10 protein-coding genes are annotated in these 12,990 nt (G+C 38.1%); 6 read left to right on the top strand and 4 right to left on the bottom strand.

The window, feature by feature from the left end:
• The first annotated feature begins 95 nt into the window (after positions 1-95).
• Positions 96-623, top strand: coding sequence for a peptide-methionine (R)-S-oxide reductase MsrB (msrB, locus tag H3Z85_08520; protein ID QPQ53363.1), 528 nt, complete (start codon positions 96-98; stop codon positions 621-623).
• A 127-nt stretch (positions 624-750) separates the two neighbouring features.
• The gene (locus H3Z85_08525; GenBank protein QPQ53364.1) at positions 751-1,521 is read left to right on the top strand and encodes a murein L,D-transpeptidase catalytic domain family protein; all 771 of its coding nucleotides are present in this window, start codon (positions 751-753) and stop codon (positions 1,519-1,521) included.
• Between the two features lie 326 nt (positions 1,522-1,847).
• Here the strand turns inward: H3Z85_08525 and fabF are convergent, their stop codons facing one another.
• From fabF to H3Z85_08545, 4 genes are all read right to left on the bottom strand, one after another.
• A complete protein-coding gene (fabF, locus tag H3Z85_08530; protein ID QPQ53365.1) occupies positions 1,848-3,089 on the bottom strand; it encodes a beta-ketoacyl-ACP synthase II in 1,242 nt (413 codons plus the stop codon).
• A 183-nt stretch (positions 3,090-3,272) separates the two neighbouring features.
• The gene (locus H3Z85_08535; GenBank protein ID QPQ53366.1) at positions 3,273-4,526 is read right to left on the bottom strand and encodes an acetyl-CoA C-acetyltransferase; all 1,254 of its coding nucleotides are present in this window, start codon (positions 4,524-4,526) and stop codon (positions 3,273-3,275) included.
• Positions 4,527-4,550: 24 nt separating this feature from the next.
• The gene (locus tag H3Z85_08540; GenBank protein ID QPQ53367.1) at positions 4,551-5,156 is read right to left on the bottom strand and encodes a TetR/AcrR family transcriptional regulator; all 606 of its coding nucleotides are present in this window, start codon (positions 5,154-5,156) and stop codon (positions 4,551-4,553) included.
• Positions 5,157-5,261: 105 nt separating this feature from the next.
• Positions 5,262-5,681: an OsmC family protein gene (locus tag H3Z85_08545; protein ID QPQ53368.1), complete on the bottom strand. Its 420-nt coding sequence runs from the start codon at positions 5,679-5,681 to the stop codon at positions 5,262-5,264.
• Positions 5,682-5,922: 241 nt separating this feature from the next.
• Between H3Z85_08545 and H3Z85_08550 the strand changes: the two genes are divergently transcribed.
• From H3Z85_08550 to H3Z85_08565, 4 genes are all read left to right on the top strand, one after another.
• Entirely contained in the window at positions 5,923-6,801 is an 879-nt protein-coding gene (locus H3Z85_08550; GenBank protein QPQ53369.1) for a helix-turn-helix transcriptional regulator, read from the top strand.
• A 364-nt stretch (positions 6,802-7,165) separates the two neighbouring features.
• Complete coding sequence (locus H3Z85_08555; protein ID QPQ53370.1) at positions 7,166-10,129, top strand: SusC/RagA family TonB-linked outer membrane protein; 2,964 nt, start codon at positions 7,166-7,168, stop codon at positions 10,127-10,129.
• Between the two features lie 10 nt (positions 10,130-10,139).
• Positions 10,140-11,765, top strand: coding sequence for a SusD/RagB family nutrient-binding outer membrane lipoprotein (locus H3Z85_08560; GenBank protein QPQ53371.1), 1,626 nt, complete (start codon positions 10,140-10,142; stop codon positions 11,763-11,765).
• Positions 11,766-11,962: 197 nt separating this feature from the next.
• Entirely contained in the window at positions 11,963-12,964 is a 1,002-nt protein-coding gene (locus H3Z85_08565) for an endo-beta-N-acetylglucosaminidase (protein QPQ53860.1), read from the top strand.
• Positions 12,965-12,990: the final 26 nt, after the last annotated feature.

Here is a 12,990-nt window from a genome sequence, read left to right on the forward strand (position 1 = left end):
AAACCACAAAAATTTTGTTTTAAAAGCTTTAAGATATTAAAGTTTTTGCATTCCCATCATTTTTGTGATTAAGATATAAGTGTTAAAAATTTACGATGAAATTTTTAATTTCAATCATCATATTCATTTTTCTGTCATCATGTACAGAGAAACATCAACCCGTTAAAACTTCTTCTATGGAAAATACAGATGCAAAAAACAATCCATACTATTCAAGAACTGATACAACCAAACTAAACATTTCCAACGAAGAATGGAAAAAAATACTCGCTCCGGATTTATATGCAATCTCCCGGGAAGCAGCAACAGAGAGGGCTTTCACCGGAAAATACAATGAATTCGATGAAGTAGGAGATTATTATTGTGCCGTATGTGGAAACCATTTGTTCCGTTCTACCTCTAAATTTTCAAGCAGCTGCGGATGGCCCAGCTTTTTCGAAGCCGATAAGGAAGGTGTATATTATAAAAGAGATCAAACCTACGGAATGGAAAGGGTAGAAGTACTTTGCAAAAGATGCGACTCCCATCTCGGACATGTTTTTGATGATGGTCCAAAGCCCACAGGATTGCGCTATTGCATGAATTCTATAAGCCTTGAATTTGTAGCGGATTCGCAAGAATAACAGCCTTTAATTCACAGAATCAGGACGTTAAAGTTTCTTAAATAGCGTTAAACTTTTTTCGTTTTACCGTGTGCGTACTGATGTTTTTATAATTTTGCCCCACTAATTTGGATTTATATATTATTGAATGAAAGGATTTTATAGCGTAATAGGCCTTGTGTACATGGTAACGACATCATTCTACATTTCTCCAAAAGGGGCGGTAAAGAATGAAAATTTTGAGACAGCAAAAACAGCAAAAATTGCTGCAGCTGGCGACACGAAATCTGAGAAGAATACAACTGCTGTTTCTTCATCAGAAGCATTATACCAATCAATTGCATTTGATCCGGAACATGAACTGAACTATGAAGTATTCTCAAAGGCATTGACTGGTTACGAAAACTTAAAGAAAGCAGGATTGCTTACTCAGGATTCGCATTTACTGACTATCTGCGATTTTTCTATGTCTTCCAACACCAAAAGACTTTGGATCATTGATCTTAATGATAAAAAAGTACTGTTCAACTCACTGGTTGCCCACGGTAAAAATACAGGCGAAGAATTTGCCACGAATTTTTCTAACACGGAAAGTTCGCGACAGAGCAGCATGGGATTTTATATCACGGATGCAACCTACCAGGGAGATAACGGATACTCATTAAGATTACTGGGGATGGATAAAGGATTCAATGATGCAGCCTACAGAAGAGCTATTGTAATGCATGGAGCAGATTACGTAAGCGATTCATTTGCAGCAATACATAAGAGAATCGGGAGAAGCTGGGGATGCCCCGCAGTACCTAGGGAATTATCACAATCAATGATCAATACGATAAAAGGAAGAAATTTATTATTCATCTATTATCCTGATCAGAATTACCTTTCCTCGTCAGAGTGGTTGAAATCGCAAATATAAGATAGAAGCAGTCAGTTTTGGCTGCTTTTTTTATACATCGCTATTCCATTTTTGACCATTGGATACAAAGAAATCTTCTGTGGTTTCATATATACATTATATCTTTTTTCTGTTTAAATAATTACGTTGTAAAGTCTTGCAAGAAATTTTACTGATACAAAAGTATTAACGGGTAACGACAAAAGAAGTCGTATTATAATTAATTATTAAAGTTTTTTATCAGAAAATGACAACCTGGAAAAAACACGTATTATTTGTGCATAGAGTAAATAAAAATTCCTGTATGATGGCCATACAGGAATTTACAATTATTATTTTAATTCAAATTAGCTGAATTTCTTAAAAACCACGGTCGCATTGTGCCCTCCGAAGCCAAAAGCATTACTTAAAGCAAAATTGATTTCTTTTTCCTTTGCCTCGCCAAAGACAATATTAATATCCTGAGGAATATTCTCATCAATCTTGTGAAGGTTGATGGTTGGGGGAATAATGCCCTGCTGAATCGCTTTAATGGAAAGGATCGCTTCGATTGCTCCTGCAGCTCCCAGCAAATGCCCTGTCATAGACTTTGTAGCACTGATGTCTAAGTTTTTGCTTCCTTTAAACGCTTGATTAATGGCCTTCAGCTCAACTAAATCTCCGAGAGGCGTAGAAGTCGCATGTGGATTGATATAATCGATATCTTCCATATTGGCGCCTGCTTCTTTTACTGCCAGTTGCATTGCTTTAATCGCTCCGATGCCTTCCGGATGAGGTGCTGTCATATGGTAAGCATCGGCAGTCATTGCAGCTCCTGCTAATTCAGCATAGATCGTGGCTCCTCTTGCAATAGCGTGCTCATATTCTTCAAGAACCAAAGCTCCCGCTCCTTCACCCATCACGAAACCGTCTCTGTCTGCGTCATAAGGACGGCTGGCCGTTTTAAAATCATCATTTCTGGTAGACATTGCTTTCATAATAGAGAATCCTCCAATAGAAGCCGGTGTAATTGCTGCCTCAGAACCACCGCTGATGATTACTTTTGCTTTTCCTAAACGAATATAATTGAAGGCATCCATTAAAGCTGTATTTCCTGTAGCACAAGCAGAAATCGTTGTATAGTTGATTCCCTGAAGTCCATATTTCATAGAAATCATACCGGAAGCCATATTGGCAATGAATTTTGGAACGAAAAAAGGGTTGAAACGCGGTGTTCCGTCTCCCTGTGCAAAATCCATCACTTCTTTTTCGAAAGTCCACATTCCTCCCTGTCCTGTACCCCAGATTACTCCGGTGTCGAAAGGATCCATATTTTCGAGATCCAGACCGGAATCTTTTATGGCTTCTGCTGAAGCATACATGGCATATTGTGAAAAAAGATCACTTCTTTTTATTTCGTTATGAGTAAGGTGAACCTTTGGATCGAAGCCTTTAACCTCACAGGCAAAACGTACTTTAAACTTTTCTGAATCGAAATGAGTTATTAATTCTGCTCCGCTGACTCCGTTAATGCTGTTTTGCCAAAAATCTTCGACATTATTTCCCATAGGCGTCAATGCGCCTAACCCTGTAATGACAACTCTTTTCATACTTAGGTATTAATTAAAAATAGATTAGATTTTCATGAGCAGACAAGAGCTGCGCATGCTCCATTTTGTTTTTCCGACTGCAATATTATCATTTTTATTACGTTGCAAACAAATATTTAATGATATTATTTATAGCATAGTAACAGAATTATACGTGCCGGAAAGACTTTTACTGTAATAATGTTATTTCTCGAGGATCATGGTGACGCCTTGTCCACGGGCTGCGCAGATAGATATAAATCCTTTTCCGCTTCCTTTTTCATTGAGTAATTTGGCAAGGGTCGCTATAATTCTGCCTCCTGTCGCGGCAAACGGATGTGCAGCTGCAAGACTTCCTCCTTTTACATTCAGTTTGTTTATGTCGATTTTTCCTAATGCTTTTTCAAGCCCGAATTTCTTGGCCAGATCATCATTTTCCCAGATTTTTATAGTAGCAAGAGTCTGGGCGGCAAATGCTTCATGAATTTCATAATAGTCAAAATCTTCAAGGTTCATTCCTGCTTTTCTAAGCATTCTTTCTGCGGCAAAGACAGGAGCCAGTAGCAAATTCTGCTTGTTTTCAACATATTCGATTCCGGCAATTTCTGAGAAGGTAATATACGCAAGAACCGGCAGGTTATTCGCTTTTGCCCATTCTTCACTGGCCAGTAAAACGGCCGAGGCTCCATCGGTAAAAGGTGTAGAATTTCCGGCAGTTAATGTCCCGCTCTGTTTATCAAAAGCAGGTTTCAGCTGAGAAAGTTTTTCTAAACTGGTATCTCTTCGGAGGTTATTGTCTTTATCAAGACCAAAAGCTGAGGTGATCATATCATCAAAAAATCCTTCATCATATGCTTTAGCCATATTTTGATGACTTTTAAAAGCCAACTCATCCTGTTCCTCTCTGGAAATTGTATAGTATTTGGCGGTAATTTCGGTATGTTCACCCATTACCAATCCTGTTTTCGGTTCCTGACCTTTATATGGAATGGGCATCCAGTCTTTAAGTGCTGGGCTCAGCAGATGTTTTAGCTTTCCAAAGGCTGATTTCTCTTTATTGGCTTTTAATAAAGCTTTCCTTAACGTTGACGAAGATTCAAAAGGAATATTGCTCATAGCCTCCACACCACAAGCGATACCGTTCTCTATCTGGCCCAGGGCAATTTTATTTCCGATGTAAATTGCTGCTTCAATCCCTGTATCACAGGCCTGCTGAAGATCACAGGCGGGCGTTGCCGGATCCAGAGAAGTATTCATGACGGTTTCCCTGATGAGGTTACTTTCCGAAATATGTTTAATGACAGCTCCTCCGGCCACTTCTCCCAGAAGCTTGCCTTTCAGGTGATAGCGCTCTATCAGTCCGTTAAGGGCGGCAAGAAGAAGATCCTGGTTTCCCTGGTCGGCATAGGCGGTGTCCATTCTGGCAAAAGGGATTCTGTTGTATCCGACGATTGCCACTTTTTTGTTTCCATATCGTGAAGTTTATGATGGAAGGATAGTTAATTCATAATCGATCATGTGGGAGACCTTATCCAAAGCCTGGTTCAGATAACTTTGGTCTCCAATGGTTTTTGACAGCAAGATTCCTCCTTCAATAAGCATGACAAACAGAGAGGCATATTCTTTAGCATTTACCTTTTTGTAGATTTCACCGGTATGCTGTCCCTGCATGATAACTTCAGAGATCTTCGCCATCCATACATCGAAGGATGTTTTTACCTGCTTTTTAAGTGCGGGAAAAGAATCGTCAGCTTCCGTAGCCGCATTCATTAGAGGGCAGCCTCCGTTTGAAAATACAGTTGGCCAGTTTTTCCTGTAAAAATTGACAAAAGCGTGCAGTTTTTCTACTGAGGTAGGGAACTCATCTCCAAAAGAACGGCTCATCGTTTTACTCAGTAATCCTGCATTGTATTTATATACTTCAATGGCTACTTCGTCCTTGTTTTCAAAATTACCGTAAATACTCCCTTTCGTAAGGCCGGTAGCATGGGTAATATCTGAAAGCGAAGTGGAATTATACCCTTTCGTATTAAAAAGGGTAGCTGTTTTCTCAATGATGAGTTGTTTTGTTTTTTCTGCCTTAGACATTTAACTGATTAATTCTTTGCAAATATACGCAAAAAATATACCGATTGGTATATTTTTGTCAAAAATTAAATTCGAATGTTTTACGACCCGGATTTATTTTATTTACTATTGCTCCAAAGTAGCATTCAAAGTGATTTCAAAATTGAATGCTGCACTTACAGGACAACCTTCTTCTGCTATTTTAGCAAATTTTTTAAATTCTTCGTCAGAAATTCCCGGAACCTTTGCCGTTAAAGTAAGTTCTGATTTTGTGATTTTACCAATATTCGGATCAAGGGTAATGACAGATGTTGTTTTTAATTCTTCAGGATTATAACCGGCTTGCGAAAGCTCTGCATCCAGTTTCATCGTGAAACATCCTGCATGGGCGGCTGCCAGTAATTCTTCAGGATTGGTTCCCACTCCATCGGCGAAACGACTGTTGAAAGAATACTGAGTTTGGTTTAAAGTGGTACTTTGCGTCGTTAAATGTCCTTTACCTTCTTTGATAGTACCGTTCCAAACGGCTGTTGCGTTACGTCTCATAATATTTGTTTTGGTTTATACTGAGTTTAAAATATACCCGGAAAAAATGTCAATTTTATATTCCGATTTTAAAGATACAAAAAGCTTACCTTTAAGGATATTAAATTATCGAAACCTGCTATCCTGAAATAGTAAAGTGGATATTCTTTTTGAAAAATGTCTCCCAATTGATATTATTTTATCAAATTTACAGAGATTTGTATGTTGCCCGTTTTAATTTAATGATGTCCAAAACAGCTGTATGAGTGAATTAGAAAATATTTTAAGGGAGATAACTCCACTTTCTCCCGAAGACAGTTTTCTTGTATTTGACAGGATCAAAGCCTCATTTGATTTCCCTTATCATTATCATCCCGAAATTGAGATTAATTTTATTTACAAAGGAAAAGGCTATCGCAGAATGGTGGGAGATCATACCGGAGAAATCGGTAATATAGAATTGGTACTTGTTGGTCCCAATCTGCCACATTGTTGGGCCAATTACCGGTGTAAAAACAGGAAGACTCATGAGATTACGGTGCAGTTTAATCAGGATTTTTTCAACCAGTCACTGATGCAGAAAAACATCCTGAAACCAATCAATAACCTTATGAAAGAATCGATCCGCGGAATATTATTTTCAGTGGAAACAGCAGAAAAATTAAAGAATTCCTTTCTTAATCTCTCGAAAATGAACAGTTTTGAGTCGTTTATCGAAATTATGAAGATCCTCAATGAATTGGCTGTGGCAGAAGATAAGACCCTTTTGTCATCCTACAGTATTGAGCTTGAAACATTTGGGGACCATGATAAAATGAAGATTGTTCATGATTTTGTACATAAGAATTTTGAGAACAAAATAACGCTTGATGATGTGGCTTCTTTGGTGAATATGAGTAATGTGACCTTCAACAGGTTTATTAAAAAAAGAATTGGGAAAACATTTGTCAATTACCTGAACGAAGTCAGAATAAGCTATGCGGCCCGATGGCTTATGGAAAAAAACCTTACGGTCTTTGAAATAGCCTTTGAGGCCGGGTTTAATAATATTGCGAATTTTAATAAAGTCTTTAAATCCATTAAAAAAACGACACCTACGGAATTCCGGGAGCAATTTAAAGGAGTGAAGAAGATTGAATAATAAATAAGGTAAAAAAATAATATCATCTAAGATCTGGTTTCAATATCGGATCTTTTTTTATCATAAAAAGTGAAATAATTCCTCTTTAAAAGGGATGTTTTGAAAGATGTATGTTGTTGTAAATCACATTATTGTGACTGTGTTTTTTAATTATATGAAAGAATAATATCGTTTTATGACAAAATAGTATTATATGGGACTGGTAACAAAATTTAGATTTGTTAATGTGAATCAAATCTTAACAAAACTTTAAATAATTTAATACATAAATGGTAAAATTTTGCCAAAAAAATAATAATTTTTCTGTATTGAATCCTAAAGTAATCTCCTTGATTCTCAATTAAATCTAACTAATCTAAGCCTTATGAGAAAAGCAGTTATACCGGTTCTATTAGTTCTTTCCTTTTATTCGAATGCTCAGGAAAGAAAAACGGCCGACACCACGAAGACAACCGATATTCAGGAGGTCGTTGTCACTTCTTTGGGGATAAAAAGACAGGCCAGATCCCTGACTTACTCCAGTCAGCAGATTGGCGGAGACGAACTTACTGAAGTGAAAACTCCCAATCTTTTAAATTCTATCAACGGGAAAGTTTCCAATGTGCAAATCAATAGAACGAACGGTGTAGGAAGTTCTGTAAGGGTGATTATGAGGGGGAATAAATCCGTCTCCAACAGCCAGCCGCTCTATGTGATTGATGGTATACCTATTATCAATCAGACAGGAAAATCTGCGAATATCAGCCAGTATGCGAATATGCCTGATCCGGGAGATGTGCTAAGTTCCATCAATCCTGATGATATTGAGAGTATCAATTTCTTAAAAGGCGCATCCGCATCTGCATTATATGGCTCTGCAGGAGGAAACGGAGCGATATTGATTACTACAAGAAAAGGGAAAATAGGCAAGAGCTCTATTTCCTATAGCACCAGCTTAACTGTAGATCGTGCATACAGTCTTCCAAAACTGCAACATAGCTATCTGTCTTATGATCCTTCTGTGCCTAACCAGAACCCGGGAGATAATATTGAAAGCTGGGGAGCTAAGGGGGCTTCGAAAGATTATCTTAAAGATTTTCTGCAAACGGGAACAACCTGGGTAAACAGTCTTTCTTTCCAGTCCGGAAATGAAAAATCAACCAACTATTTTTCTATTGGAAATACAACTAACAAAGGTGTTGTGCCAATGTCTTATTTTGACCAGTACAACATCTCCTTTAGAAATTCAAGTAAGTTTCTGGATGATAAACTGACATTAGATGCCAATTTTATAGGTTCCATACAGGATAGTAAAAACAGACAAACTCCTGGAGCTTCTTTCTCTCCATTGGCAAGTTTATACTGGTTGCCGCGAGGAGTAGATTTTGATCAATATAGTGGTGATCAGTATTCTTTTATCAATAAAAAAAGATTGTTACCTGCTCAAAGCTGGTGGGAGATAAAACCGGACGGAACGTTCAAAGGAAATCCGGAAACCCAGAATCCATATTGGATATTGAACAGAAATGCCGTGACGGTTAAAAATAAAAATGCATATAGTGCCATTACGTTATCTTATGAGATTAATCCATGGTTAACTGCGAGAGTACGAGGAAACTACAGCTGGAGTTCTTCCGATAGTCAACGTGATATTTCTGCGTTTTCCGCACCAAGTTTATTGGCAGGAGGAGAAAATGGAAGAATTCTTAAAAATGTATATGAAAATTCCTCTACTTATGGTGATGTTTTGTTAATCGGTAGCCCGAAGTTAAGTGAATCAATCTCTCTGGATTTTACAGTAGGAGGAAGTGTGAATTCTACCAACAACAAGGTAACGGAAATAGACAATGCTTATTTAGCGTATCCTAATTTGTTTACCTTAAACAATCTGCAGTGGAATGTAGATAGAAGTCCCGGAGATGGCTACCATAATCAATATTGGAACGTCAAAAAACAAGTGCGTTCAGTTTTTGCCAGTGCGTCTGTTGGATATAAAAACATGTTCTACGTAGATATGACCTTCAGAAATGACTGGGATTCTACTTTGTCTTTAACTGGAACAAGTGGCTTTGATTACGAATCGGTTGGGGTAAATGCTATATTATCTTCAGTATTCAAACTTCCTGAAGCTATTAATTTCTGGAAAGTAAGAGGATCTTACGCAAGTGTTGGGCTAGGACTTTCTGCAAATACCTCCAATGCGATGGTTGAATATTATAAAGCCTATTCATATGGAGTAGATGCAGGAACGATTATATATCCAAAGAGCTCATTTGTTACAGATCCTAATTATAAGGAGTTATTTCCAAAACCTGAGCTTAATAAAACCTTTGAAGTCGGTACTGAATTAAGAATGTTCAAAAACAAACTAAGTTTTGATTTTACCTATTACAATTCCAATGCAACCAATCAGTTGTTAGAAACAACCATTTCTTCCAACCTGGGAGGGCTTCCGACAGGCTCATACTTCATTAATGCCGGTAAAATACGCAATACAGGGTTTGAATCTTCGTTATCATACAAAATATTTGACAATGAAAAATTCGGCTGGACGGCTACAGTGAATGCTTCAGCGAATAAAAATACAATTGTAGAGTTATTCCCGACGAGATTGAGCATTCCGCAAGACCAGCTTTTCTCTTTAACGGGAGGAGGTGAATTTACAAAAATGAGATTAGGAGGATCTTTCGGAGACCTTTACGGAGTGAAATTCCAAAGGGATGATCAGGGACGTATTTTGGTAGATCAAAATGGTGCTCCATTAGGAACAACAGGTGTTCCCGGATATTTGGGTAACCCTAACCCTAAATTTATTCTTGGTTTTGGAAACTCGTTCAATATCGGTAAACTAGGTATCTCTTTCCTTGTTGATGGTAAATTCGGAGGTCAGGTGTTATCCCTGACAGAAAAAGCCAATGATTTGTATGGGGTAAGTCAAAGAACAGCTGATGCAAGAAATGCCGGTGGAGTGTCAATACCCAATGCAGTATATGCTCCTGGAACTCCTTTGGCAGGACAAGCGTATACAGGGTTAACGGATGCGAAAACCTATTACAAAAGAACAGGAGGTGCCGGAGGTATCGGGACAGGAATTGATGAAGCCTATATGTATAGTGCAACAACCGTTCGCCTTCGTCAGGCATCCATCTCATATACCTTTGATATTAATGCAAAATATATGAAGAATGCCACGGTAAGTCTGGTAGGAACAAACCTTTTCTTCTTCTATAAAAAAGCACCGTTTGATCCGGAACAGGTATCCGGAAATACACCGGGAGGGGTGGGTGTTGATTCATTCGGACTTCCAATTACCCGATCTATAGGACTATCGTTAAAGACTAACTTCTAATTTAAAGAAAATGAAATTCAACCATATTAAAACATTAGTGTTCGGGGCAGTAGCATTGTTTTCTGCTTCAGGATGCGGTGATCTTGAAGATATTAACAAAGAAAAATTAGGTAATCCTGAAAACTTTTATTCAGATTATGCGGCGGTAGTAAATCCTATGAAATCTATGCAAAGAGGATTGCAGTCTGATTATCAGTTGTATCCTAATTTAAGCGCCGATATGTTCAGTGGCATGTTCAGTACTGCAACCCCGTTTAATGGTGGCAAGAATAATATGTCATATTTTATGATGGATGGCTGGAACAACAGGATTATTGCCAGACAGCAGGATATTTTTAATTATTCTATTATCATTGATGATGCCGCAAAAACGATCTATCCTGATACAGACTTTACCGCTACATTCGCTGTTAAAAAGATTATAAAAATATTTACTGCTTCCCGAGTATCAGACAGTCATGGTCCGGTTGTGTACAGCAAATATGAAACTCCAAATCCTAATGGAACAACTGATTTTGACTCTCAACAGGATGCTTACAATTTTTTCATCAAAGATCTTGATGCGGCTATTGTCAATCTACAAAAGGTGCAGAATATGCCCGTTACTGGAAATGAAGGTGATAAGTCTGCATTAACAAAGGCTGATTTGGTGTTCGGCGGTAATATCGGACAATGGGCAAAATTTGCTAACTCTCTTAAGTTGAGGTTAGCCATGAGAATGAGCTATGCAGATCCTGCAAAATCAAAGCAGTATGCAGAAGAAGCCCTCGCATCATCTGCAGGACTTATTACTGATAACGCAGATAATGCATTGATCAGTGTAGGACAATCTGAACTGAGCTTTATCATCTATTCTTGGGGAGATTGCTTGATAGGAGCTCCTTTAATGGCCTATATGAACGGATATAACGATCCGAGACTATCTGCTTATGCAATTCCTGCTACAGACAGTCAGGTTCTGGGGAAATATATCGGAGTTCGCCAGGGAATAGACTTATTAAATGGAAAAACAACATACGGAGGTTTCTCTCAACCACAGGCCAAATCAGCGAATGGAGATTATTTTTCCGGAACTAATGGTAAAATGAAATTATTTACCGCAGCAGAAGGGTGGTTTCTGAAAGCCGAAGCAGCGTTAAGAGGATATGCCGGTGCAGGGGATGCCCAAACTAACTATGAAAGTGGGGTAAAACAATCTTTTGGGGAATGGGGTAAAACGGCTGACGTAGCAAACTACCTTACCAATACAACTGCTACTGAGGCACCTTATGTTGACCCTAAAAATCCAGCCAATAATATTAACGCTGGAGATGCTCAGCTAAGTACCATTACCATTGCATGGAATAATGCTGATTCAACAGAAAGAAAACTCGAAAGAATCATTACTCAAAAATGGCTGTCATTATATCCGAACGGACCTGAAGCATGGGCCGAACAAAGAAGAACCGGATATCCTATCCTATTCAAAATCAGACAAAATGATAGCGGAGGACTGATCAGTACTGATCAGATGATCCGAAGAATTCCTTTTACTAATGATACCAAAACTTCATTATATAATTATCAGCAAGCGTCTCAAATGTTAAATGGACCGGATAACGGAGGAACAAAACTTTGGTGGGATAAAAAATTATAAAAAGGCAAAAACATGTAATACAGAGGCATCTCAATACTAAAGTTCCGACAGGAGAGAAATCTCCCTATTATAGTTTCGTTTTATGTCGTGATCACTTTGAGATGTCCTCTTTTCCTTCGAATATTATTTTAATACGGAAAAAACAATTATATATTTTTAACGGATTTATTTTAACAAATTACAAAAATAATATTATGATGAAAACAACTTATTTTTCTTTTGCATTATACCTGTTTTTGGTTGTAATGCTAGTTAATGGATGTAGAGGGAATGATCAAGAGTTAACTGTGTCAAAGAATGTTAATGCTGAAAACTCAGCATCGAAAATTTCCAATCAGGATTTTAGTAACCTTATTGCTTATAAAAACAGTGATCATGAGCTCTCAGTAGGTTATTACCGTACATGGAGAGACAGCGCCACAGCAAACGGTAACCTTCCAACGATGAAATGGCTGCCGGACAGTCTCGATGTGGTAATGGTTTTTCCTTATGATACCCCACCGGATAATCCGTACTGGAGTACTCTTAAAAATAAATATGTTCCTTACCTTCATAAGCGGGGGACTAAAGTTATTATAACCTTAGGGAATTTAAGCAGCGCAACCTCTAGCGGTGGTCAGAATAATTACTCGGTGTGGGCAAAAAGTATTTATGATAAATGGGTGGGAGAGTATAACCTGGATGGTATTGACATTGATATAGAAAGCAACCCGAGTGGAGCTACACTAACAAAATTTGTTGCTGCAAGCAAAGCATTATCAAAATATTTCGGTCCGAAGTCGGGAACCGGGAAAACATTTGTATATGATACCAATCAGAATCCCACATCATTTTTTACCCAGACAGCTTCCTGCTATAATTATGTATTCTTGCAGGCTTATGGAAGAAATACTTCTAATCTCACTCTTGTGTCTGGACTATATGCACCCTATATCAGTATGAAACAATTTTTACCGGGCTTTTCATTTTATGAAGAGAATGGTTACCCCGGTAATTACTGGAATGATATAACATATCCTCAGAATGGTACCGGCCGGGCCTATGATTATGCCCGTTGGCAACCAGCTGGTGGTAAGAAAGGAGGCCTGTTTTCATATGCTATTGACAGAGATGCACCATTGAGTTCTTCAACGGATAATACACTGCTGGCCCCTAATTTTAAAGTGACAAAAGATCTCATCAAGATTATGAATCCTTAAGAAGGTGAGAATGTAAAGCATAGCTC

This window comes from Chryseobacterium indologenes (genome assembly GCA_016025055.1).
In the GTDB taxonomy this organism is placed as follows: Bacteria; Bacteroidota; Bacteroidia; order Flavobacteriales; family Weeksellaceae; genus Chryseobacterium; species Chryseobacterium indologenes.

What these genes read in the sequence shown, in the direction of transcription:
- H3Z85_08540 (QPQ53367.1), bottom strand. Translation starts at nt 5,156, where the DNA reads ATGTCTAAGGCAGAAAAAACAAAACAACTCATCATTGAGAAAACAGCT.
- msrB (QPQ53363.1), top strand. Translation starts at nt 96, where the DNA reads ATGAAATTTTTAATTTCAATCATCATATTCATTTTTCTGTCATCATGT.
- H3Z85_08560 (QPQ53371.1), top strand. Translation starts at nt 10,140, where the DNA reads ATGAAATTCAACCATATTAAAACATTAGTGTTCGGGGCAGTAGCATTG.
- H3Z85_08545 (QPQ53368.1), bottom strand. Translation starts at nt 5,681, where the DNA reads ATGAGACGTAACGCAACAGCCGTTTGGAACGGTACTATCAAAGAAGGT.
- H3Z85_08565 (QPQ53860.1), top strand. Translation starts at nt 11,963, where the DNA reads ATGAAAACAACTTATTTTTCTTTTGCATTATACCTGTTTTTGGTTGTA.
- H3Z85_08550 (QPQ53369.1), top strand. Translation starts at nt 5,923, where the DNA reads ATGAGTGAATTAGAAAATATTTTAAGGGAGATAACTCCACTTTCTCCC.
- fabF (QPQ53365.1), bottom strand. Translation starts at nt 3,089, where the DNA reads ATGAAAAGAGTTGTCATTACAGGGTTAGGCGCATTGACGCCTATGGGA.
- H3Z85_08555 (QPQ53370.1), top strand. Translation starts at nt 7,166, where the DNA reads ATGAGAAAAGCAGTTATACCGGTTCTATTAGTTCTTTCCTTTTATTCG.
- H3Z85_08525 (QPQ53364.1), top strand. Translation starts at nt 751, where the DNA reads ATGAAAGGATTTTATAGCGTAATAGGCCTTGTGTACATGGTAACGACA.